Source organism: Zestomonas insulae, from assembly GCF_016901015.1.
Classification (GTDB): Bacteria; Pseudomonadota; Gammaproteobacteria; order Pseudomonadales; family Pseudomonadaceae; genus Aquipseudomonas; species Aquipseudomonas insulae.
The window spans coordinates 666,944-690,123 of sequence record NZ_JAFEUP010000003.1; the positions used below are offsets into that span (position 1 = coordinate 666,944).

The 23,180-nt window shown below is 66.0% G+C and carries 19 protein-coding genes and 1 pseudogene; 15 read left to right on the forward strand and 5 right to left on the reverse strand.

Annotated elements, in window-relative coordinates:
* From murD to lpxC, 9 genes are all read left to right on the forward strand, one after another.
* Entirely contained in the window at window positions 1-1,347 is a 1,347-nt protein-coding gene (gene murD, locus JQX08_RS12965; protein ID WP_205348789.1) for a UDP-N-acetylmuramoyl-L-alanine--D-glutamate ligase, read from the forward strand.
* Window positions 1,347-2,582 (forward strand): putative lipid II flippase FtsW, encoded by a 1,236-nt coding sequence (gene ftsW / locus JQX08_RS12970; RefSeq protein WP_430472528.1) that lies wholly within the window; start codon window positions 1,347-1,349, stop codon window positions 2,580-2,582. Before murD ends, ftsW begins: the two co-directional genes overlap by 1 nt.
* On the forward strand, window positions 2,579-3,652 hold the full coding sequence (gene murG, locus JQX08_RS12975) for an undecaprenyldiphospho-muramoylpentapeptide beta-N-acetylglucosaminyltransferase (RefSeq protein WP_205348790.1): 1,074 nt from the start codon (window positions 2,579-2,581) through the stop codon (window positions 3,650-3,652). Before ftsW ends, murG begins: the two co-directional genes overlap by 4 nt.
* A complete protein-coding gene (gene murC / locus JQX08_RS12980; protein WP_430472529.1) occupies window positions 3,645-5,105 on the forward strand; it encodes a UDP-N-acetylmuramate--L-alanine ligase in 1,461 nt (486 codons plus the stop codon). The genes murG and murC overlap by 8 nt, the downstream gene beginning before the upstream one ends.
* Window positions 5,102-6,046, forward strand: coding sequence for a D-alanine--D-alanine ligase (locus JQX08_RS12985; protein WP_205348791.1), 945 nt, complete (start codon window positions 5,102-5,104; stop codon window positions 6,044-6,046). Before murC ends, JQX08_RS12985 begins: the two co-directional genes overlap by 4 nt.
* Window positions 6,047-6,049: 3 nt before the next feature.
* Complete coding sequence (locus tag JQX08_RS12990; RefSeq protein WP_205348792.1) at window positions 6,050-6,928, forward strand: cell division protein FtsQ/DivIB; 879 nt, start codon at window positions 6,050-6,052, stop codon at window positions 6,926-6,928.
* A 20-nt stretch (window positions 6,929-6,948) separates the two neighbouring features.
* Window positions 6,949-8,196 (forward strand): cell division protein FtsA, encoded by a 1,248-nt coding sequence (gene ftsA, locus JQX08_RS12995; RefSeq protein ID WP_205348793.1) that lies wholly within the window; start codon window positions 6,949-6,951, stop codon window positions 8,194-8,196.
* 49 nt (window positions 8,197-8,245) lie between these two features.
* Window positions 8,246-9,427: a cell division protein FtsZ gene (ftsZ, locus tag JQX08_RS13000; protein ID WP_205348794.1), complete on the forward strand. Its 1,182-nt coding sequence runs from the start codon at window positions 8,246-8,248 to the stop codon at window positions 9,425-9,427.
* 116 nt (window positions 9,428-9,543) lie between these two features.
* Entirely contained in the window at window positions 9,544-10,455 is a 912-nt protein-coding gene (gene lpxC / locus JQX08_RS13005; protein ID WP_205348795.1) for a UDP-3-O-acyl-N-acetylglucosamine deacetylase, read from the forward strand.
* A gap of 68 nt (window positions 10,456-10,523) precedes the next feature.
* Here the strand turns inward: lpxC and JQX08_RS13010 are convergent, their stop codons facing one another.
* Complete coding sequence (locus tag JQX08_RS13010) at window positions 10,524-10,982, reverse strand: DciA family protein (protein WP_205348796.1); 459 nt, start codon at window positions 10,980-10,982, stop codon at window positions 10,524-10,526.
* A gap of 270 nt (window positions 10,983-11,252) precedes the next feature.
* On the opposite strand from JQX08_RS13010, the gene secA reads away from it, so the two are divergent.
* The 4 genes from secA (at window position 11,253) to JQX08_RS13030 (ending at window position 17,019) form a co-directional block, all read left to right on the forward strand.
* A complete protein-coding gene (gene secA, locus JQX08_RS13015; protein ID WP_205348797.1) occupies window positions 11,253-13,988 on the forward strand; it encodes a preprotein translocase subunit SecA in 2,736 nt (911 codons plus the stop codon).
* Between the two features lie 116 nt (window positions 13,989-14,104).
* On the forward strand, window positions 14,105-15,322 hold the full coding sequence (gene argJ, locus JQX08_RS13020) for a bifunctional glutamate N-acetyltransferase/amino-acid acetyltransferase ArgJ (RefSeq protein ID WP_205348798.1): 1,218 nt from the start codon (window positions 14,105-14,107) through the stop codon (window positions 15,320-15,322).
* Between the two features lie 126 nt (window positions 15,323-15,448).
* Window positions 15,449-16,081, forward strand: a complete 633-nt coding sequence (locus JQX08_RS13025; RefSeq protein ID WP_205348799.1) for a glutathione S-transferase family protein — start codon at window positions 15,449-15,451, stop codon at window positions 16,079-16,081.
* A complete protein-coding gene (locus tag JQX08_RS13030) occupies window positions 16,078-17,019 on the forward strand; it encodes a Nudix family hydrolase (RefSeq protein WP_205348800.1) in 942 nt (313 codons plus the stop codon). Before JQX08_RS13025 ends, JQX08_RS13030 begins: the two co-directional genes overlap by 4 nt.
* Window positions 17,020-17,035: 16 nt before the next feature.
* Here the strand turns inward: JQX08_RS13030 and JQX08_RS13035 are convergent, their stop codons facing one another.
* The 4 genes and pseudogenes from JQX08_RS13035 to JQX08_RS13050 all read right to left on the reverse strand — a co-directional run.
* Entirely contained in the window at window positions 17,036-17,611 is a 576-nt protein-coding gene (locus JQX08_RS13035) for a cob(I)yrinic acid a,c-diamide adenosyltransferase (RefSeq protein WP_205348801.1), read from the reverse strand.
* A gap of 10 nt (window positions 17,612-17,621) precedes the next feature.
* On the reverse strand, window positions 17,622-19,631 hold the full coding sequence (locus tag JQX08_RS13040; protein WP_205348802.1) for an ATP-binding protein: 2,010 nt from the start codon (window positions 19,629-19,631) through the stop codon (window positions 17,622-17,624).
* A gap of 48 nt (window positions 19,632-19,679) precedes the next feature.
* Window positions 19,680-20,591 carry a putative 2-dehydropantoate 2-reductase gene (locus tag JQX08_RS13045; RefSeq protein WP_205348803.1) on the reverse strand — a complete coding sequence of 304 codons (912 nt, stop codon included), beginning with the start codon at window positions 20,589-20,591 and terminating at the stop codon, window positions 19,680-19,682.
* A pseudogene (locus tag JQX08_RS13050) lies at window positions 20,588-21,553 on the reverse strand (response regulator); the annotation flags it as partial. The gene JQX08_RS13045 and the pseudogene JQX08_RS13050, both read right to left, overlap by 4 nt.
* A 179-nt stretch (window positions 21,554-21,732) precedes the next feature.
* Here JQX08_RS13050 and JQX08_RS13055 point away from each other — a divergent pair.
* Both JQX08_RS13055 and JQX08_RS13060 read left to right on the forward strand, forming a co-directional pair.
* Window positions 21,733-22,212 (forward strand): YajQ family cyclic di-GMP-binding protein, encoded by a 480-nt coding sequence (locus JQX08_RS13055; protein WP_205348805.1) that lies wholly within the window; start codon window positions 21,733-21,735, stop codon window positions 22,210-22,212.
* 112 nt (window positions 22,213-22,324) lie between these two features.
* Window positions 22,325-23,164 (forward strand): mechanosensitive ion channel family protein, encoded by an 840-nt coding sequence (locus tag JQX08_RS13060; RefSeq protein WP_205348806.1) that lies wholly within the window; start codon window positions 22,325-22,327, stop codon window positions 23,162-23,164.
* Window positions 23,165-23,180: the final 16 nt, after the last annotated feature.

Genomic DNA, 23,180 nt, shown 5'->3' on the forward strand with positions numbered 1-23,180 from the left:
GTGTCGTTGATCGCTTCCGACCAGTTCCGCATCGTTGTCGGCCTCGGCAAGAGCGGCATGTCCCTGGTGCGCTTCCTGGCGCGTCAGGGCGTGCGCTTCGCCGTGGCCGATACCCGTGCGAACCCGCCGGAACTGGCCACCCTGCAGCGCGACTACCCGCAGGTGGAAGTGCGCTGCGGCGAGCTGGACGTCGACTTCCTCAGCCGCGCCAACGAGCTGTACGTGAGTCCCGGTCTGGCCGTCTCGACGCCGGCCCTGCAGGAAGCGGCGGCACGCGGCACCAAGCTGTCCGGCGACATCGACCTGTTCGCCCGTCATGCCAAGGCGCCGATCGTCGCGATCACCGGCTCCAACGCCAAGAGCACCGTCACTACCCTGGTCGGCGAGATGGCCGTAGCGGCCGGTAAACGCGTCGCCGTCGGCGGCAACCTGGGCACCCCGGCGCTCGACCTGCTGAGCGATGACGTCGAGTTGTACGTCATCGAGCTGTCCAGCTTCCAGTTGGAAACCACCGACCAGCTGCAGGCCGAGGTGGCCACCTGCCTGAACGTCAGCGAAGACCACATGGACCGCTACAGCGGCCTGCCAGCCTATCACCTCGCCAAGCACCGGATCTTCCGTGGTGTGCGTCAGGTGGTGGTGAATCGCGACGATGCGCTGTCCCGTCCGCTGGTCAGCGACGAGGTACCGGTCTGGTCCTTCGGTCTCGGCAAGCCCGATTTCAAGCGCTTCGGTCTCCTCGAAGAAGACGGCGTGAAGTACCTGGCCTTCCAGTTCGACAAGCTGCTGCCGGTCAGCGAGTTGAAGATCCGTGGCGCCCACAACCAGTCCAACGCCCTGGCGGCGCTGGCTCTCGGGCATGCCGTCGGCCTGCCGATGCCGGCGATGCTGCAGGCGCTGCGCGAGTTCGGCGGCCTCGACCACCGCTGCCAGTGGGTCGGCGAGCGCAAGGGCGTGAACTACTACAACGACTCCAAGGCCACCAATGTTGGCGCCGCCCTGGCGGCGATCGACGGCCTGGGCGCCGACATTGACGGCAAGCTGGTGCTGATCGCCGGTGGCGACGGCAAGGGCGCCGATTTCTCCGCGCTGCGCGCGCCGGTGGCGAAGTTCTGCCGCGCGGTGGTGCTGCTCGGTCGCGATGCCGAGCTGATCGCCGCGGCACTCGGCGCCGCAGTGCCGCTGGTCCGCGTGCAGAGCCTCGATGAGGCTGTGGCGCGCTGCGCCGAGCTGGCCGAGTCGGCCGATGCGGTGCTGCTGTCGCCGGCCTGCGCCAGCCTCGACATGTTCAAGAATTTCGAAGAACGCGGACGCCTGTTCGCCCAAGCGGTGGAGGCGCTGCACTGATGCTGCCGACCTTGCCTGGGCTGTTCCGTCCGTACCCGTCGCCGCTGTTCAGCCGGTGCGGCATCGACCTCGACTTCCCGCTGCTCGCCGGCTGCCTGGCGCTGCTCGGCCTGGGCCTGGTGATGATCACCTCGGCCTCCTCGGAAGTCGCCGCGGTGCAGTCCGGCAATCCGCTGTACCACATGATCCGCCACCTGATTTACGTGGCCATCGGCCTGGGTGCCTGTGGCCTGACCCTGATGATCCCGCTAAGTTTCTGGCAGAACATGGGCGGCAAGCTGCTGCTCGCCGCCTTCGGTCTGCTGGTGCTGGTGCTGGTGCCGGGCATCGGTCGCGAGGTCAACGGTTCGATGCGCTGGATCGGCTTCGGCATGTTCAACGTGCAGCCCTCCGAGCTGGCCAAGGTGTTCGCGGTGATCTTCCTCGCCGGCTACCTGGTACGCCGCCAGGAAGAGGTGCGCGAGAGCTGGATGGGCTTCTTCAAGCCGTTCATCGTGCTACTGCCGATGGCCGGCCTGCTGCTGATGGAGCCGGACTTCGGCGCCACCGTGGTGATGATGGGCGCCGCCGCGGCGATGCTGTTCCTCGGCGGCGTCGGCCTGTTCCGCTTCGGCCTGATGGTCGCCCTGGCAGTCGGCGCCGTGGTCCTGCTGGTCAAGGCGCAGCCGTACCGGATGGCGCGTCTGACCACCTTCACCGATCCGTGGGCCGACCAGTTCGGTTCCGGCTATCAGCTGACCCAGGCGCTGATCGCCTTCGGTCGCGGCGAGTGGTTCGGCGTCGGCCTCGGCAACAGCATCCAGAAGCAGTTCTACCTGCCGGAAGCGCACACCGACTTCGTCTTCTCGGTGCTCGCCGAGGAGCTCGGCCTGATCGGTTCGCTGGCCACCGTGGCGCTGTTCGTGTTCGTCACCGTGCGCTCGCTGTACATCGGCCTGTGGGCCGAGAAGGCAGGGCAGTTCTTCTCCGCCTATGTCGCCTACGGCCTGGCCTTCCTGTGGATCGGCCAGTTCCTGATCAACATTGGGGTGAACGTCGGCCTGCTGCCGACCAAGGGCCTGACCCTGCCGTTCCTCAGTTATGGCGGCAGCTCGCTGGTGATCTGCTGCGTCTGCCTGGGCCTGCTGCTGCGCATCGAGTGGGAGCGTCGCACCCTGCTCGGCAGCGAAGAAATCGAGTTCAGCGAAGAGGATTTCGCCGAAGACCATCCGCCGTTACGGGAGCTGAGTCGATGACCGCGAATATCCTGATCATGGCCGGCGGCACCGGGGGCCACGTGTTCCCCGCGCTGGCCTGCGCCCGCGAATTCCAGGCGCGTGGCTACCGCGTGCACTGGCTGGGCACGCCGCGTGGCATCGAGAACGAACTGGTGCCGGCCGCTGGCCTGCCGCTGCACCTGATCCAGGTCAGCGGCCTGCGTGGCAAGGGCAAGCTGGCTTTGCTCAAGGCGCCGTTCCAACTGGTCAAGGCGCTGCTGCAGGCGCGTCAGGTGGTCAAGCAGCTGCAGCCGCTGTGCGTGCTGGGCATGGGTGGCTACGTTACCGGCCCGGGCGGCCTGGCCGCCAAGCTGGCCGGCGTGCCGCTGATCATCCACGAGCAGAACGCCGTGGCCGGTACCGCCAACCGTAGCCTGGCGCTGTTCGCCAAACGCATCTGCGAAGCCTTCCCGAATACCTTCGGACGCGGCAACGAGCGCCGTCGCCTGACCGGCAACCCGGTGCGCGAAGAACTGTTCCTTGAGACCCCGCGCGAGCCGCTGGCCAACCGTCGGCCGCGCCTGCTGGTGCTGGGCGGTAGCCTCGGCGCCGAGCCGCTGAACAAGCTGCTGCCGGCGGCGCTGGCGCAAGTCGCCGCCGACCTGCGTCCGGAAGTGGTGCACCAGGCCGGCAAACAGCACGACGCGCTGACCGCCGAGCGCTACGGCGACGCCGGGGTCAAAGCCCACGTGGTGCCGTTCATCCAGGACATGGCCGGCGCTTACGCCTGGGCCGATCTGGTGGTGTGCCGTGCCGGCGCGCTGACCATCAGTGAACTGGCCGCCGCCGGGCTGGCCTCGTTCCTGGTGCCGCTGCCGCATGCGATCGACGACCACCAGACCCGCAATGCCAAATTCCTGGCCGAGGAGGGCGCCGCCCTCCTGCTGCCGCAAGCGACCACCGATGCCGACGATCTGGCCGCGTACCTGACAGAGGTTCTGATGCAACCCGAACGATTGATTCAGATGGGCCGCCACGCGCGCCGTCTGGCCAAGCCCGACGCCACCCGAACGGTGGTCGATATCTGCCTGGAGGTGGCCCGTGGTTGAGAACCAGAAAGCCATGCACCAGCCGGAAATGCGCCGTATCCGCCGCATTCACTTTGTTGGCATCGGCGGCGCCGGGATGTGCGGTATCGCCGAAGTGCTGCTGAACCTCGGCTACGAAGTCTCCGGTTCCGACCTCAAGGGTTCGGCGGTGACCGAGCGGCTGAAGAGCTTCGGCGCGGAAATCTTCGTCGGCCACCATGCCGAGAACGCTCGGCATGCCGACGTGCTGGTGGTCTCCAGCGCAATCAACACCGCCAACCCGGAAGTCGCCACCGCCCTAGAGCGGCGCATTCCGGTGGTGCCGCGCGCCGAGATGCTCGCCGAGCTGATGCGCTACCGCCACGGGATCGCGGTCGCCGGTACCCACGGCAAGACCACCACCACCAGCCTGCTCGCCTCGGTGTTCGCCGCCGGCGGCCTGGACCCGACCTTCGTGATCGGTGGGCGCCTGAATGCCGCGGGCACCAATGCGCAACTCGGCACCAGTCGCTACCTGATCGCCGAAGCCGACGAGAGCGACGCCAGCTTCCTGCACCTGCAGCCGATGGTGGCAGTGGTCACCAACATCGACATGGACCACATGGCGACCTACGAGGGCGACTTCAACAAGCTGAAGAAGACCTTCGTCGAGTTCCTCCACAACCTGCCGTTCTACGGCCTGGCGGTGGTCTGCGTGGACGACCCGGTGGTGCGCGAAATTCTTCCGCAGGTGGCGCGCCCGTTCACCACCTACGGCTTCGCCGAAGACGCCGACGTGCGTGCGATCAATGTGCGCCAACAAGGCATGCAGACTTTCTTCACCGTGCTGCGCAGCGGTCGCGAGCCGCTCGAGGTGTCGGTCAACATGCCCGGCAACCACAACGTGCTCAACGCCCTGGCGACCATCGCCATCGCCACCGATGAGGGCATCAGCGACGAGGCGATCGTCCAGGGCCTGTCCGGCTTCCAGGGTGTCGGTCGACGCTTCCAGGTGTACGGCGAGCTGCCGGTGGATGGCGGCCAGGTGATGCTGGTCGACGACTATGGCCACCACCCGCGCGAAGTCGCCGCGGTGATCAAGGCCGTGCGCGGTGGTTGGCCGGAGCGCCGTCTGGTGATGGTCTACCAGCCGCACCGCTACAGCCGCACCCGCGACCTGTACGACGACTTCGTCCAGGTGCTCGGCGACGCCAACGTGCTGCTGCTGCTCGAGGTCTATCCGGCCGGCGAAGAGCCGGTGCCGGGCGCCGACAGCCGCCACCTGTGCCACAGCATCCGCCAGCGCGGCCAGCTCGATCCGATCTACGTCGAGCGCGGTGCCGACCTGGCGCCGCTGCTCAAGCCCCTGCTGCGCGCCGGCGACATCCTGCTCTGCCAGGGCGCGGGTGATATCGGCGGGGTCGCCCCGCAATTGCTGCAAAGCCCGTTGTTTACCGGTGCGGTGCCCGCCGCCGGCGCGAGGAAATCCAAATGAGTGCCCTGAAGTCGACCCTCGATCCCCAAGCCTTTGGCCGTGTCGCCGTGCTGTTCGGTGGCAAGAGCGCCGAGCGTGAGGTTTCCCTGAAGTCCGGCAATGCCGTGCTGGAAGCCTTGCTGAGCGCCGGCGTGAACGCGTTCGGCATCGACGTTGGTGATGATTTCCTGCAACGCCTGGCGGCGGAAAAGATTGATCGCGCCTTCATCGTCCTGCACGGTCGCGGCGGTGAAGACGGCGCCATGCAGGGCCTGCTCGAGTGCGCCGGGATTCCCTATACCGGCAGCGGCATCCTCGCTTCGGCACTGGCCATGGACAAACTGCGCACCAAGCAGGTGTGGCAGAGCCTCGGTCTGTCGACGCCGCGCCACGCGGTGCTGACCAGTGCCGACGATTGCCATGCCGCTGCTGCGGAACTGGGCTTCCCGTTGATCGTCAAACCAGCCCATGAAGGTTCCAGCATCGGTATGGCCAAGGTGAGCAGCGTCGACGAATTGATCGTCGCCTGGCAGGCCGCCGGCCAATACGACTCGCAGGTGCTGGTCGAGCAGTGGATTCACGGTCCGGAGTTCACCATCGCCATGCTGCGCGGCGAGGTGCTGCCGCCGATTCGCCTGGGTACGCCGCACATTTTCTACGACTACGACGCCAAGTACCTGGCCAATGACACCCAGTACCAGATCCCCTGCGGTCTCGACGCGGCCAAGGAAGACGAGCTGAAAAGCCTGACCCGCCGCGCCTGCGAAGCCGTGGGCGTGCAGGGCTGGGCGCGGGCCGACGTGATGCAGGACGCCGAGGGCCGCTTCTGGCTACTCGAGGTCAACACCGTGCCGGGCATGACCGATCACAGCCTGGTGCCGATGGCCGCGCGTGCCGCTGGCCTGGATTTCCAACAACTGGTGCTGGCGATTCTCGCCGACAGCATCGAGAACCGAGGTTAAGCCATGTACGGCGCCACGCTCCGCCAGCAGCAGCCCGCACCGCTTCGCGCCCCGTCGCGCAAAGTGGCGCCGCGTGGTGCCAGCCGGATGGTGGCCAAGGAGCCGCTGGCTTCGCGCATGCCCAAGCCGAACTTCGGTTTCCTCAAGCAGCTGCTGTGGCTGATGGTGCTGGCCGCGCTGGCCGCTGGCAGCTACGAAGGCGCGCAGCGGCTGATGCCGTACGCCGACCGGCCGATCAGCAAGATCAGCGTCACCGGCGAGCTCAGCTACATCAGCCAGGCGGCGGTGCAGCAGCGCCTGGCGCCGTACCTCGCTGGCGCGAAGTTCTTCAGCGTCGACCTCGCCGGGATGCGCGCCGAGCTGGAAAGCATGCCGTGGATCGCCCATGCCGAAGTGCGCCGGGTGTGGCCGGATCAGGTGTCGATTCGCCTCGAAGAACAGCTGCCGGTAGCCCGCTGGGGCGACGAGGCGCTGCTCAACAACCAGGGCCAGGCGTTCACCCCGCGTGAGCTGGCCAACTACGAAAACCTGCCGCAGCTGGTCGGTCCGCAGCGTGCGCAGGAGCAGGTGATGCAGCAGTACCAGATGCTCAGCCAGATGCTCCGCCCGCTCGGTTTCACCATCGCGCGCCTGGAGCTGCGCGATCGCGGCAGCTGGTTCCTGAATGCCAACGTGGGGACCACCGGACAGAGCATCGAGCTGATCATCGGCCGTGACCATCTGGTGGAGAAGATGCGCCGTTTCATCGCCGTCTTCGACAAGACCTTGAAAGAACAGATCGCGAACATCGCGCGCATCGACCTGCGCTACTCCAACGGCCTGGCCGTGGCGTGGCGTGAGCCGGCAGCGCCGACGGCGGCCAATGCCGTCGCCGTCAAGTGAGTCAGGAGAAGCAACAGACTATGGCAAACGTGCAGAGCGGCAAGATGATCGTCGGCCTCGACATCGGTACCTCCAAGGTGGTGGCGCTGGTGGGCGAGGTGGCGGCTGACGGTCAGTTGGAAATCGTCGGTATCGGCACGCATCCCTCGCGCGGCCTGAAGAAGGGCGTGGTGGTCAATATCGAGTCGACCGTGCAGTCGATCCAGCGCGCCGTCGAGGAAGCGCAGATGATGGCTGGCTGCCGCATCCACTCGGCATTCGTCGGCGTGGCCGGCAACCACATTCGCAGCCTCAACTCGCATGGCATCGTCGCCATCCGCGACCGCGAAGTCAGCCCGGCGGACATCGAGCGCGTGCTCGACGCCGCGCAGGCAGTGGCGATTCCAGCCGACCAGCGCGTGCTGCACACCTTGGCGCAGGACTACGTGATCGACAACCAGGAAGGTGTGCGCGAGCCGCTGGGCATGTCCGGCGTGCGCCTGGAAGCCAAAGTTCATGTGGTGACCTGTGCGGTCAACGCTTCGCAGAACATCGAGAAGTGCGTGCGCCGCTGCGGCCTGGAAGTCGACGACATCATCCTCGAGCAGCTGGCCTCGGCCTATTCGGTGCTCACCGAAGACGAGAAGGAGCTGGGCGTGTGCCTGGTCGACATCGGCGGCGGCACCACCGACATGGCGATCTTCACCGAAGGGGCGATCCGTCACACCGCGGTGATCCCGATCGCCGGCGATCAGGTCACCAACGACATCGCCATGGCGCTGCGCACGCCGACCCAGTATGCCGAGGAAATCAAGATTCGTTATGCTTGCGCCCTGGCCAAACTGGCCGGCGCTGGCGAGACCATCAAAGTCCCCAGCGTGGGTGAGCGTCCGCCGCGCGAGTTGTCCCGCCAGGCCCTGGCGGAGGTCGTCGAGCCGCGCTACGACGAACTGTTCACCCTGATTCAGGCCGAGTTGCGCCGCAGCGGTTACGAAGACTTGATCCCGGCCGGGATCGTCCTCACCGGCGGCACCGCGAAAATGGAAGGCGCGGTGGAACTGGCCGAAGAGATCTTTCACATGCCGGTACGCCTGGGCGTGCCGCACAGCGTCAAAGGAATGGCCGATGTCGTCCGCAATCCCATCTATTCCACAGGCGTAGGCCTGTTGCTGTACGGCCTGCAGAAGCAGACCGACGGCCCCGGTGTGTCCGCCGCTGGTGGGTATTCCGACGAAACCAAGACACCCGTACTGGAGCGGCTGAAACGCTGGGTCCAGGGCAATTTCTGATGTTCCACCGCAGTAGGCGTTACAACTAGAAAGCAAAGGAGAGGGGAAAATGTTCGAGCTCGTAGACAATGTCCCGCAAAGTGCAGTAATCAAAGTCATCGGCGTGGGTGGCGGCGGCGGTAACGCGGTCAACCACATGATCAAGAACAACATCGAAGGCGTCGAGTTCATCTGCGCCAACACCGATGCCCAGGCGTTGAAGAACGTCGGCGCACGCACCGTGCTGCAACTCGGCACCGGCGTGACCAAGGGCCTGGGTGCCGGGACCAACCCGGAAATCGGCCGTCAGGCCGCGATGGAAGACCGTGAGCGTATCTGCGAAGTGCTGCAGGGCGCCGACATGGTGTTCATTACCACCGGCATGGGTGGCGGTACCGGTACCGGTGCAGCGCCGATCATCGCCGAAGTGGCCAAGGACATGGGCATCCTCACCGTTGCGGTGGTGACCCGTCCGTTCCCGTTCGAAGGCCGCAAACGCATGCAGGTTGCCGAAGAAGGCATCCGCGCGCTGGCTGACAGCGTCGACTCGCTGATCACCATCCCCAACGAGAAGCTGCTGACCATCCTCGGCAAGGACGCCAGCCTGCTGTCCGCCTTCGCCAAGGCCGACGACGTGCTGGCCGGCGCAGTGCGCGGTATCTCCGACATCATGCAGCGTCCGGGCCTGATGAACGTCGACTTCGCCGACGTGAAGACCGTGATGGGTGAAATGGGCATGGCGATGATGGGCACTGGCTGCGCCAGCGGTCCGAACCGTGCACGTGAGGCCACCGAAGCCGCAATCCGCAACCCGCTGCTGGAAGACGTCAACCTGCAGGGCGCGCGTGGCATCCTGGTCAACATCACCGCCGGCCTTGACCTGTCCCTCGGCGAGTACGCTGCAGTGGGCGAGATCATCGAAGCCTTCGCCTCCGAGCACGCTACCGTCAAGGTCGGTGCAGTGATCGATGCCGATATGCGCGATGAGCTGCACGTCACCGTAGTGGCCACGGGCCTGGGTGCGAAGATCGAGAAGCCGGTGAAAGTCGTCGACAACACCGTGCAGCCTGCCGCGATCAGCGCGCCGGTCGCCGCTCGTCCGGAGCAGCCGTCGGTCAACTACAAGGACTACGACCGTCCGACCGTGCAGCGTCAGAGCCACGCCGGTGCTTCCGCCGCCGCCAAACTGAATACCCAGGATGATCTCGATTACCTGGATATTCCGGCTTTCCTGCGGCGCCAAGCCGATTGATTGGCTTTATCAGGAGTATTAAGGTGATTGGCGTTTTTCAGCAAAGGCCGGTTCTGCTATCATCGCCGGCCATTGTTGAAAACAATTCGCAACTAGTGCTATAGCGGCCAAAGCCCATGATCAGACAACGCACCCTGAAGAACATCATCCGCGCGACGGGTGTCGGCTTGCATTCCGGGGAGAAGGTTTACCTCACCCTGAAGCCGGCGCCGGTAGATACCGGCATCGTATTCCGTCGTACCGACCTCGATCCTGTCGTGGAAATTCGCGCCCGGGCCGAAAACGTCGGGGAAACCACCATGTCGACCACCCTGGTCAATGGTGATGTCAAGGTGGACACCGTGGAGCACCTGCTTTCGGCCATGGCTGGCCTGGGCATCGATAACGCCTACGTCGAGCTCTCCGCGTCCGAAGTGCCGATCATGGATGGCAGCGCTGGTCCCTTTGTATTCCTGATTCAGTCCGCCGGCCTGCAAGAGCAGGAGTCGGCCAAGAAATTCATCCGCATCATCCGTGAAGTGACGGTCGAGGAGGGCGACAAGCGCGCCACTTTCGTGCCGTTCGACGGTTTCAAGGTGAGTTTCGAGATCGATTTCGATCACCCGGTGTTCCGCAACCGCACGCAGAGTGCGTCGGTGGACTTCTCCAGTACCTCCTTCGTCAAGGAAGTCAGCCGTGCTCGCACGTTCGGCTTCATGAGCGACATCGAGGCGCTGCGCTCGCAGAACCTCGCGCTCGGTGGCAGCGTGGAGAACGCCATCGTGGTCGACGAGACCAGTGTGCTCAACGAAGACGGCCTGCGTTACGAGGACGAGTTCGTCAAACACAAGATTCTCGACGCGATCGGCGACCTGTACCTGCTGGGTAACAGCCTGATTGGCGAGTTCCGCGGTTTCAAATCCGGGCATGCGCTGAACAATCGCCTGCTGCGGGCTTTGATCGCGCAAAAAGATGCGTGGGAAGTGGTGACCTTCGACGACGTGAAGAGCGCGCCGATTTCCTACATGCGTCCGGTTGCTGCTGGTTAACGCAATCTCTCCCTTTGCTTCAATATTGAAAGGCCACCTTCGGGTGGCCTTTTTTTATCCGTCGCCGGTCAGGAATCGCTGGGCTTGCGGTGGCTGGCGAGGCGCTCGAGTGCCGCGCGCAGGCGCGGGTCGCTGATGTGCTCGGCGCTCTCGCGGATGCTGTCGGCCGCCGTGTCCGACAGGCTCACCGTGCGCCCCTGGCGAGCGCTGGGCCCTTGTGGTGGCTGGACCTTGAAAAGAATCCGGTTCAGTTCGGCGAATTCGCGGAAGGTTTGCAGCTGGCGAAGCAGGCGGCGCTGCTGATAGCGCAGGCGCGTCGCCCAGTGGCCGTCGGTAATGATCAGCAGCAGGCCGCCGTCACGCCACGAGGCGACTTTGCAGTGCTCGCGAGCGGCCGGCTGCAGCTGACTGTCGACCAGGCGCTGCAGGTGGTCCAGGCGTTCGGCCTGATTCAGCAGGCCTTGCAGCGGTTTGGCTTCGCGTAGCAGGGCGGCGGGCGAGCGGGCTGGCAGCGGGCGGAAAGTCATGGCGAGGGCCTGCAATAGATAAGCGGCGATGGTAGCAGAACGGCGGGGCACGAACCCGGGCACGCGGCGCGGTGGCATGCTGCGTGCGCTTACCTGATTGTGCTGGTGAATGTGCGCTCGGCCAGTGAGTACGCTGGTGCCGGCAGGCACACGGCGCTACTTTCCTCGCCAACGATTCCGGGTAGAATGCCCGCTTCGCAAGCAGCCGTGACGCTGCGCGGGCGACTCTCGAGGCCGCCCTCCATCCATAGTGTGGAAGACCCTGCCGATATGTTTGCGCCTTTGTTGAAGAAACTCTTTGGAAGCAAGAACGAGCGTGAAGTCAAACGCATGCTCAAGGCCGTACAAGCCGTAAATGCACTCGAAGAGCAGATGGTGGCCCTGTCCGACGAGCAGTTACGGGCCAAGACAGAGGAGTTCAAGGCGCGCCTGGCCAAGGGGGAAACCCTCGATCAGATCCTGTCCGAAGCCTTTGCCGTGGCGCGTGAAGCCGGCAAGCGGGTGATGGGCATGCGTCACTTCGACGTGCAGCTGATCGGCGGCATGACCCTCCACGAAGGCAAGATCGCCGAGATGCGCACCGGTGAGGGCAAGACCCTCGTGGGTACCCTGGCGGTCTACCTTAACGCGCTGTCCGGCAAGGGTGTGCACGTAGTCACGGTCAACGACTACCTGGCCCGCCGCGACGCCAACTGGATGCGTCCGCTGTACGAGTTCCTCGGCCTCAGCGTTGGCATCGTCAGCCCGTTCATGCCGCCGGAAGAGAAGCGCGCGGCCTACGCGGCCGACATCACCTACGGCACCAACAACGAATTCGGCTTCGACTACCTGCGTGACAACATGGCTTTCGCCCTGGACGAGAAGTTCCAGCGCGAGCTGAATTTCGCCGTGGTCGACGAAGTGGACTCGATCCTCATCGACGAAGCGCGCACCCCGCTGATCATTTCCGGCCAGGCCGAGGACAGCTCCAAGCTGTACATCGAAATGAACCGCCTGATCCCGCGCCTGACTCAGCACATCGAGGAAGTCGAAGGGCAGGTTACCCAGCCCGGCCACTACAGCGTCGATGAGAAGACCCGCCAGGTCGAGCTGAACGAAGCCGGCCACCAGTTCATCGAAGAGCTGCTGACCCAGAATGGCCTGCTCGCCGAAGGCGAGAGCCTCTACTCGGCGCACAACCTCGGTCTGCTCACCCATGTCTACTCGGCACTCCGCGCGCACAAGCTGTTCCACCGCGACGTCGAGTACATCGTGCAGAACAACCAGGTGGTGCTGATCGACGAGCACACCGGGCGCACCATGGCCGGCCGTCGTCTGTCCGAGGGCCTGCACCAGGCCATCGAGGCGAAGGAAGGCGTAGCGATCCAGGCCGAGAGCCAGACCCTGGCCTCGACGACCTTCCAGAACTACTTCCGCCTGTACAACAAGCTGGCCGGCATGACCGGTACCGCCGACACCGAGGCCTTCGAGTTCCGCCAGATCTACGGTCTCGACGTGGTGGTGATCCCTACCCACCGCCCGGTGGCGCGTAAGGACTTCAACGACCTGGTGTACCTGACCCAGGAAGAGAAGTACCAGGCGATCATCGCCGACATCAAGGAATGCCAGGCCACCGGCCGGCCGATCCTGGTCGGTACCGCGTCGATCGAAACCTCCGAGTACGTCGACCAGCTGCTGATCAAGGCGGGCATCGAGCACAAGGTGCTGAACGCCAAGTTCCACGAGAAGGAAGCCGAGATCATTGCCCAGGCCGGTCGGCCGGGCGCGGTGACCATCGCCACCAACATGGCCGGTCGCGGTACCGACATCCTCCTCGGCGGTAACTGGGAAGCCGAAGTGGCGGCCCTGGAGAACCCGACTGACGAGCAGATCGCGCAGATCAAGGCTGACTGGCAGAAGCGTCACCAGCAGGTGATCGAGGCGGGCGGCTTGCACGTGATCGCCTCCGAGCGCCACGAATCGCGGCGTATCGACAACCAGCTGCGTGGCCGTTCCGGTCGTCAGGGCGACCCGGGTTCGAGCCGCTTCTACCTGTCGCTGGAAGACAGCCTGATGCGCATCTTCGCCTCCGATCGGGTGAAGAACTTCATGAAGGCGCTGGGCATGCAGGCCGGCGAGGCGATCGAACACCGCATGGTGACCAACGCCATCGAGAAGGCGCAGCGCAAGGTCGAGGGGCGCAACTTCGACATCCGCAAGCAGCTGCTCGAATACGACGACGTGAACAACGAACAGCGCAAGGTGATCTATCACATGCGCAACAGCCTGCTGGCTGCGGACAACATCGGCGACACCATCGCCGAGTTCCGCGAGGAAGTGCTGGACGCCACCTTCCACGCGCACATCCCGCCGCAATCGCTGCCCGAGCAGTGGGACGTCGCCGGTCTGGAAGCCACGCTGTTCAGCGACTTCGGTATCAAACTGCCGATCCAGCAGTGGCTCGACGAGGACGACCATCTGTACGAAGAGCCGCTGCGTGCGCGCATCCTCGAGCAGCTGCTGGCCGCCTACAACGAGAAGGAAGATCTGGCCAGCGCCGAGGCGCTGCGCACCTTCGAGAAGCAGATTCTGCTGCGCGTGCTCGACGACCTGTGGAAAGACCACCTGTCTACCATGGACCACCTGCGTCACGGCATTCACCTGCGCGGCTATGCGCAGAAGAACCCCAAGCAGGAGTACAAGCGCGAGTCGTTCAACCTGTTCCAGGAGCTGCTCGATTCGGTCAAGCGCGACACCATCCGTGTGCTCTCGCACGTCCAGGTGCGCCGCGAAGATCCGGTCGAGGAAGAGGCGCGGCTGCGTCGCGAGGCCGAGGAAATGGCCAAGCGCATGCAGTTCCAGCACGCCGAAGTGTCGGCTCTCGATCAGCCGGAAGAACTTGCCGAAGAGGGTGACGTGGCCGTCGCCGCCGCGCCGGTGCGCGCCGAGCCGAAGATCGGCCGCAACGAGCCCTGCCCGTGCGGTTCCGGCAAGAAGTACAAGCACTGCCACGGGCAAGTCGGCTAAGCCGCACTCGCCTGTCATCGCGCCGCGACCGGCTCTGCCGCTCGCGGCGTTTTTGCCTTGATTCGGACCGTGCTCTACGGTCCACCACTCACACTGTCTAACAAGGAGCGCTCTCCATGGCTGTTGGTCTTGGTCCTCTGCCCACGCTGCACCCGGTCCCCGGCTTCGAACTCGGCATCGCCTCGGCGGGCATCAAACGCCCGGGTCGCAAGGATGTGGTGGTGATGCGCTGTGCCGAGGGCTCGACCGTGGCCGGCGTGACCACCACCAACGCCTTCTGCGCGGCGCCGGTGCTGGTCACCCGTGAGCGCGTGCAGGGCGCGGTGCGCTACCTGCTGACCAACACCGGCAACGCCAACGCCGGCACCGGCCCGGACGGCCTGGCCAATGCACGGCGCACCTGCGCAGCGCTGGCCGCGCTGACCGGCGTCGACGAGACTGCCGTGCTGCCATTCTCGACCGGGGTGATCGGCGAGCCGTTACCGGTGGAAAAGATCGAGGGTGCACTGTCCGTCGCTCTGGCCGACCTCAATGTCGACAACTGGGCCGCCGCGGCCGTCGGCATCATGACCACCGACACCCTGCCCAAGGGTGCCAGCCGCCAGTTCAGCCATGACGGCGTCACCGTCACCGTGACCGGCATCAGCAAGGGCGCCGGGATGATCCGGCCGAACATGGCGACCATGCTCGGCTACATCGCCACCGACGCGAAGGTCGCCCGTGGCGTGCTGCAGGACCTGGTGCGTGACGCGGCGAACAAGTCGTTCAACCGCATCACCATCGATGGTGACACCTCGACCAACGACTGCTGCATGCTGGTCGCCACCGGCCAGGCGCCGCTGGCGGAGATCACCCAGGCCAGCGGCGAGCTGTTCGCCAAGCTCAAGGAAGCGGTGTTCGCCGTGTGCATGGAAGTGGCTCAGGCCATCGTCCGTGACGGCGAGGGCGCGACCAAGTTCGTCACCGTGCAGGTCAACGGCGGTGCCACCCACCAGGAGTGCCTGGACGTCGGCTACGCGGTGGCGCATTCGCCGCTGATCAAGACCGCGCTGTTCGCCTCCGACCCGAACTGGGGGCGCATCCTTGCGGCGGTCGGCTACGCCGGCGTGGCCAATCTCGACGTGAGCAAGATCGACGTGTTTCTCGGTGACGTGTGCATCGCCAGCCAGGGCGCGCGTGCCGCCAGCTACACCGAGGCGCAGGGCGCGGCGGTGATGGCCCGGGAGGAGATCGGCATCCGCATCGAGCTGGGCCGTGGCGCCTGCAGCGAGACGATCTGGACCACCGACCTGTCCCACGAGTACGTGAAGATCAACGCCGAGTACCGCACCTGAGGCGCGCCGAGCGGCGCCGCCCGATGGGCGGCTAGGGCGATCGCCGCATTGCGATTGCCGGTCGCGCGGATAAAACTGAGGGGGCGCTGCGGCGCCCCCGATGCATTCTGGAGCAGGAGCCTGTTGATGAACCTGGAACTGGTGATTGGCGACAAGAACTATTCGTCCTGGTCGCTGCGCGGCGCGCTGGCCCTCGAGCTGGCCGGCGTGCCCTACCGCGAGCGCTTGGTGCGCCTCAACCGGGCGGACACGCGCACGCGCATCCTCGAGTATTCGCCGAGCGGCAAGGTGCCGCTGCTGATCACCGAGGAAGGGCTGATCTGGGAGTCGCTGGCGATCGGTGAGTACCTCGCCGAGCGCTTCCCCGAGGCGCACCTGTGGCCGCGCGGCGAGTACGCGCGGGCGGTGGCGCGTTCGATCTGCGCGGAGATGCACGCCGGTTTCGTCGCCCTGCGCACCCACCTGCCGATGGACCTCAAGCGCGATGCCGCGCTGGATCAGGTGCCCGACGAGGCGAAGATCGACATCCAGCGAGTCTGTGCGCTATGGGCCGAGTGCCGCTCGGCGTTCGGCCAGGACGGCCCGTTCCTGTTCGGCCATGTCAGCCTGGCCGATGCCTTCTACGCGCCGGTGGCCAGCCGCCTGCGCAGCTACCAGATCGACCTGCCGCCGGTAGCGGCCGCCTATGTCGACACCATCTACCAATGGCCGCCGTTCCAGCGCTGGTTGCAGGCGGCCCGCGAGGAAAGCGAAGCGTGAAACGAGTTCATGTAGCGGCGGCGGTGATCCGCGATAGCGCCGGGCGCATCCTGCTGGCCCGGCGTCCCCAGGACAAGCACCAGGGCGGCCTGTGGGAGTTTCCCGGCGGCAAGGTCGAGGACGGCGAAAGCGTGCTGGCCGCGCTGGCGCGCGAGTTGCACGAGGAGCTGGGCATCCGCGTCGAAGCGGCGCAGCCGCTGATTCAGGTGCAGCACGACTACCCGGACAAGCACGTGCTGCTGGATACCTGGGAGGTCACCGCGTTCGCCGGCGAAGCGCACGGCGCCGAGGGCCAGCCGCTGGCCTGGGTGACCCCGCGGCAGCTTGGCGACTACGAGTTCCCGGCCGCCAATCAGCCGATCGTGCAGGCCGCCCGCCTGCCGCGGCAATACCTGATCACCCCCGACGAGCTAGAGCCAGCCGCTCTGCTGCAAGGGCTGCAGCGCGCCCTGGCGAGCGGCTGCAAGCTGCTGCAGCTGCGTGCGCCGAATCTGTACAGCCCTGAGTATCGCGACCTGGCGGTGGATGCAATGGGCCTCTGTGCCGGCAAGGCGCAGCTGATGCTCAAGGGGCCGCTGGAATGGCTCGGCGATTTCCCGGCGGCGGGCTGGCACCTCACCGCCGAGCAGCTACGCAAGTACGCCGCCAATGGCCGGCCGTTCCCCCGTGAGCGCTGGCTGGCGGCGTCCTGCCACGGTGCGGAGGAGCTCGAGCTGGCGGCGCGCATGGGCGTGGACTTCGTCACCCTGTCACCGGTGCAGGGCACGCAGACCCACCCCGAGGCCACTCCGTTGGGCTGGGTGGCGGCGCGCGAGCTGATCGCCCAGGTCAACCTGCCGGTGTACCTGCTCGGTGGCGTCGGTCCCGAGGATGCCCAGCGCGCCGCCGAGAGCGGCGCACAGGGCGTGGCAGGGATTCGCGCGTTCTGGCCGGCGTAACGCAGGCCGAGGCGGGTCAGGGCTTCGGCGCGGCCTGCCAGAGCACTTCCTGGATGTGCAGGCGCTTGGCGATCAGCCGCGCCGCGACGAACAGCAGGTCGGACAACCGATTGATGTAGGCCAGCGTCACGCCGCTTAGCGGCTCCAGGGCATTGAGCTGCTGGCAGCGCCGCTCGGCGCTGCGCGCCTGGCTGCGGCACACGTGGGCTTGGGCGACCAGCAGCGAGCCGCCGGGCAGGATGAAGTTCTCCAGCGGGCCGACTTCCTCGTTCCAGCGGTCGATCGCCGCTTCCAGGCGCGCCACTTCGGCTTGGTCGAGGGCTTGATAGGCCGGCATCGCCAACTCGCCGCCGAGGTCGAACAGGCGGTGTTGGCAGGGCGCGAGCACTTCCAGCAGCTCGCTGAGTCCCAGCCACATGCCTTCCTGCTCGGCGAGCTGGGCGAGCAGCAGGCCGAGCTGGCTGTTCAGCGCGTCGACCTCGCCAATCGCCTCCACCCGCGGGTGATCTTTGGGTACGCGGCGTCCGTCGCCCAGGCCGGTTTCGCCGGCATCGCCGGTGCGCGTGTAAATCTTCGACAGTCGATAGCCCATGGCGCGCTACTCAGGATTCCGGGGTGCTGATGTTGAGTGGCAGGCGCAGGGTGAAGCAGGTGCCCTGGCCCAGCTGCGACTGCACTTCCATCTGCCCCTTGTGGTTGTTGGTGACGATGAAGTACGACACGGACAGGCCCAGGCCGGTACCCTGGCCGACTTCCTTGGTGGTGAAGAACGGCTCGAAGATGCGCTTGCGCACCGGTTCGGGCATGCCGCTGCCGTTGTCCTCGACCTGGATCTCCGCCCACGGTGGGCTCAGCCGGGTGCGCAGGGTGATGCGCCCGGGCACGTCGTCCTCGCGCAGGTGGATGGCCTGCGCGGCATTCTTCAGCAGGTTGAGCAGCACCTGCTCGAGTTCGTTGGCGGTGGCCGGCACCGCACCGAGCTGCGGGTCGAACTCGCGGACGATGGTCAGGCCCTTGAAGTCGAAGCCCTCGGTGAGGTCGAAGTCGTTACCGGCGATCTCCACCGCCTGGTCGATCAGCGCCGGCAGTTCGCAGGGCGCCAGTTGGCGGTCGCTGCGCCGGCTGAAGCTGAGCATGTGGGTGACGATCTTCGCCGCGCGTGAGCCGGCCTGCTGGATGCCGTCGAGCAGCTGCGGGACTTCGCGGCCGGCCAGGTAGCGGTTGACTCGCTCCAGGTCGATGCCGGTCAGCGCGGCCTGCTCGAGGTTCTTCTCCAGCTCCGGCGACAGGCGTCGGCGGATGTTCTGCACGTTGTGCAGGATCGCCCCGAGCGGGTTGTTGATCTCGTGCGCCATGCCGGCGGCCAGGCCGCCGACCGAGAGCATCTTTTCCGACTGCACCATCATTTCTTCCAGCGACAGGCGCTGGGTAATGTCGTCGATCCGGATCACCACGCCGCGCAGACTGCCGCCCATCAGCGGGTAGAAGGTCAGCGCGTAGTGGCGCGGCTCGCCGTCCTTGATCCAGGTGACGCGCTCGATCTTCTCCACGCGGTGCTGCTCGACCGTGCGCTTGAGCTGGGTCAGGTAGAACTTCAGCGAGGGGAAGGCGAGGAACACCGGCTGGTTCAGCGCGTCATCCAGCAGGGTGCCGGAAAGCGCGCTGGCCTCCTGGTTCCACTGGGTGACGTAGAGTTCGTGATCGAGGGCGATCAGCGCCGAGGGCATCGAGTCGATGATGCTGTTCAGGTAGTTCTGGAAGCCGGTGAGCTTCTTCTCGATCTTGCTGCGCACCTGCACTTCCAGCTCCAGCTTGCGGTTGGAGTGGCGGGTTTCCTCGGCGAGGTTGCGCGCCTGGTCGAAGGCGTCCTGGGCTTCGTCGCGGGCGCGCTTGAGCTGCTGCTCGCGCGCTTCCATGCGGGTCAGCATGGTGTTGAAGGCGTCGGCCAGGTTGCCGATCTCGTCGCGGTTGCCGCGGCTGGCGCGCAGCGAGTAGTTCTCCTCGCGGGTGACCTGGCGTGACAGCGCTTCGAGCTCGAAGATCGGCCGAGTCACCAGGCGGCGAATCTGCTGGGCGACCAGCAGCCAGAGCAGCACGCTGAGCACCAGGATCACCAGGCTGGCGGTCAGCGTGCCGGTGTAGAAGGCACTGGGCAGCTCGCTGGAGGCGATCAGCAGCAGGTGCCCGGAGGGCTGGCCGTCCTGCGGCAGCTCAATCAGTTGATTGGCGCGGAACTCGCCGATGCGCCAGCTGGCGATCTTCTCCAGGCGCTTGGGCAGGCGCATGTGCTCGCCCTGCTGCAGCTCGGCGATCAGCGCCCCGCGGCTGTCGTAGATGGCCGCCGCGCGCAGCGGCGAGTAACCGTCGAGGCGGTGCAGCAGCTCCTCGGCGGCGCCCGGCGAGCGCAGCGCGCTGTTGCTCAGTGCCGGCACGGCGATCAGCCGGCCGAGGGTCTGCAGCGCCTGCGGCGCCATGTTCTCCTGGGAGATCCAGTAGGCGGCACTGATGAAGCTGAGGTTGGCCACCAGCAGCACGGTGGCGAGCAGGACCAGCACGGCGGTCAGCAATTTCTGCCCGACCGGCAGGTTATCGAGACGCTGGCGCAGGGACATGGAGGGGCGATCGCGACTGAAGGGGAGTGCCGGCAGGGTAGCGCGCCGCTAGCGGGTGGGCAATCCGAGCTGGCGCAGATGGGCGAGCAGGCGCTGCTGCAGGGCATCGAGGCGCGGCACGGCCAGCCCCAGGCGTTGTGCTGCGGCGCAGGCGTAACCGATCAGGTAGCCGATCTCGGTGCGCCGGCCGTGGGCGACGTCCTGGTACATCGACGAATAGTTCGCCGCGGTGGCCTGGATCACTCGGTGCACCTCGGCGTGCAGTTCGTGGGCGGCGCTCGCCTGGTCGCAACGGACCAGCAGTTCGACCAGTTCGTCGCACAGCCGGTCGACTTCCTCGGCGTGTTCGGCGAGACCGCCGTTGCGGCAACAGTGCAGCACGGTGAGCGGGTTGATCGCGCAGTTCAACGCCAGCTTGCGACACAGACGGGCGAGGATGTCGTCGGTCCATTGCTGCGGGATGCCCGCGGCGTCCAGTTCGCCGAGCCAGCGCGGCGCGGCCGCGGCGTGCAGGTCGCCGAGCCAGGTGCTGCCCTGGCCGGCGAACACCACGCGGAAGTTGCCGTCGCGGAATGCGCCTTCGGTGCTCGTGGCGAGGATGCAGCGCGCACGTGGCACCCGCGCGGCCACCGCCTCCTGGCTGCCGAGGCCGTTTTGCAGGAGGATCAGCTCGGACTGCGCGCTCAGACGCGGGGCGATGCTGGCGATCGCTTCCTCGGCGTCGTAGGCCTTGCAGGCGAGCAGCAGGCGTTCGATCGGCGTGTCGGCGTCCGGGGTTTCCGCGGCGATCGGGTAGAGGCTGGTTTGCTCCGCCTCGACCAGGGTCAGGCCGCCTTGGTGGCGGTAGCTGGCCAGGCGGCTGCGGTCACGCAGGATCAGCCGCACCGGCTGGCCGCTGCGCGCCAGCCGCGCGGCCCACAGGCCGCCGAGGCTGCCGGCGCCGAGGACGTGCCAGCTCATGGTCGGGTCAGGCGCAGCGCCGCCACGCGGCCGCTGGCGTAGGCCTCTTCGAGCAGGTCGACGGCGCGCGCCATCAGGCTGGCGGGCTCGGTGGGCAGCGCCTGGGCATCCAGGCCGACCAGGCTGATCCCGGCTTGCAGGTTGATGAAGCCTTCGCTGGTCTTGAAGGCCTTGAGATTGAGGCCTTCGTGCAGGCGGCGGAAGCTGCTCGGCGAGCACTCCTGCAGGTCGTCGAGCAGGGTGATGAGGGCGAAGTGGTCGTCGTCGAGGCGTACCAGCACGTCCAGCGGGCGCACGAGTTGCTGCAGGCGCCGTGCGATGCCGTGCAGCAGCTCGCCGTGGAAGCTGCTGCCGTGCTGCTGGCGCAGTTGCGGGGCGTTCTGCAGGCCGATCAGCAGGTAGCACACCGCGCCGCCGCGCGACTCCACCTGGCGCAGGCTGTCGGCAAGCTTCTGCTGCAGGTAGCGCAGGTTGCCGAGCCCGGTGACCGGGTCGACCAGATTGCGCTCCTCGAGGTGGGCGACGTTCTCGGTCAGCAGGCGGTTCTCGTGCAGCAGGCGCTGCAGGGTGTTGCACAGCCGGTCGGCAGCGTACACGCGCGGCAGCAGCTGCTCGTTCATCACCGCCTTGCTGATGAAGTCGTCGACGCCGCGGTCGAAGGCCTCGCTCAAGGCATTCTCGCCCTCCTTGCCGGTGAGCAGGATCACATAGGTGTAATGGTCGGCCGTTTCATCGAGCTGGCGCACCCGCGCAGTCAGCTCCAGGCCGTCGATCTCCGGCATCAACCAGTCGGCCAGCAAGACGCTCGCCGGGCGCTGCTCCAGTTGGGCGAGTGCCTCGCTGGCACTGCTGGCGAAGCGCACGTCCTGATAGCCGGCCTGGCTGAGGGCACGGCCGATCATGGCGCTGGAGAACTTGGCATCGTCCACCACCAGAATACTGAGATGGGGGTTGGGCATTGGCAGACTCGCAGGGAAAAGGGGTGAAAATGCCGGAGGTCGGTGCACGTAAAGGCATTCTTGCGCTGCCTGAAGCGGCCGACGGTGATTGTGCGGCTATATAATGACCGCGCATTTTTATCGTCAAGTCTTGGCGTGTGCCAGCCGTGATGCCGGTCGCGCCGTCTATCTGGAGAATGACCATGCCTTCGTTCGACGTGGTGTCGGAACTGGACAAACACGAGCTTACCAACGCGACGGACAACGCCGTGAAGGAACTGGAGCGCCGCTTCGATCTGCGCGGTAAGTGCAGCTTCGAGATCAAGGAAAAGACCGTGACCCTCACCGCCGAAGCCGACTTCATGCTCGAGCAGATGCTCGACATTCTGCGGGCCAACCTGATCAAGCGCAAAATCGACAGCCAGTGCATGGAGATCAAGGACGCCTTCGCCTCCGGCAAGGTGGTCAAGCAGGAAGTCACCTTCCGCGAAGGCATCGACAAGGAGCTGGCGAAGAAGATCGTCGCGCTGGTCAAGGACGCCAAGCTCAAGGTGCAGGCCGCCATCCAGGGCGAGCAGGTGCGCATCACCGGCAAGAAGCGTGACGACCTGCAGGAGGCCATCGCCCTGCTGCGTGGCCAGGACCTGGGTATGCCGCTGCAGTACAACAACTTCCGCGATTGAGTCATTCGCGCCCGCCATTTCGGGAACCTTGGCGGTTGGCGGGCGTCGCACCTTCCGTGGTCCCGGTTTTTCTGGCCTGATTCGCGGCCACCCGGAGGCGTAGGAGGATGTTATGGATGTAAGTGCGGAAGTCGACCGTCTGGTCAAGGTTTCGGAAAGCTGGTGGCCGCTGCTGCTGGAGTACGGCGCGCGGGTCGGCCTGGCGCTGACCACCCTGGTGGTCGGCTGGTGGCTGATCAACAAAGTCACCTATCGCCTCGGCAAGCTGATTTTCCTGCGCAATGCCGATCAGGCGCTGCGCGATTTCATATCCACCCTGGCCAACGTGGTGCTCAAGGTGCTGCTTGGCGTCAGCGTGGCGTCGATGATCGGCATCGAGACCACCTCGTTCATCGCCGCCATCGGTGCCGCCGGCCTGGCCATCGGCCTGGCCCTGCAGGGCAGCCTGGCGAACTTCGCCGGCGGCGTGCTGATTCTGCTGTTCCGCCCGTTCCGCCTCGGCGACTGGATCGAAGCACAGGGCGTCAGCGGTACGGTCGACAGCATCCAGATTTTCCACACCGTGCTGCGCACCGGCGACAACAAGACGGTGATCGTGCCCAACGGCAACCTGTCCAACGGCATCATCACCAACTACAACCGCCAGGCCACGCGCAAGGTGGTGTTCGACATCGGGGTGAACTACGACGCCGACCTGCAGCGCGCCCGCGAGGTGCTGCTGCAACTCGCCGAGGACCCGCGCGTGCTGCGCGAGCCGGCCCCGGAGGCGGTGGTGGCGACCCTCGGCGAGAGCGCGATCACCATGTCGCTGCGCGTCTGGGTGAAGACCGCCGACTACTGGAGCCTGATGTTCATGCTCAACGAGAAGGCTCGCGATCGCCTCGCCGAGGCAGGGGTGGGGATTCCCTATCCGCAGCGCATGGTGCGGATGATCCAGGACGTGCCGCAGTAGGCGCGCTCGCAGTCAC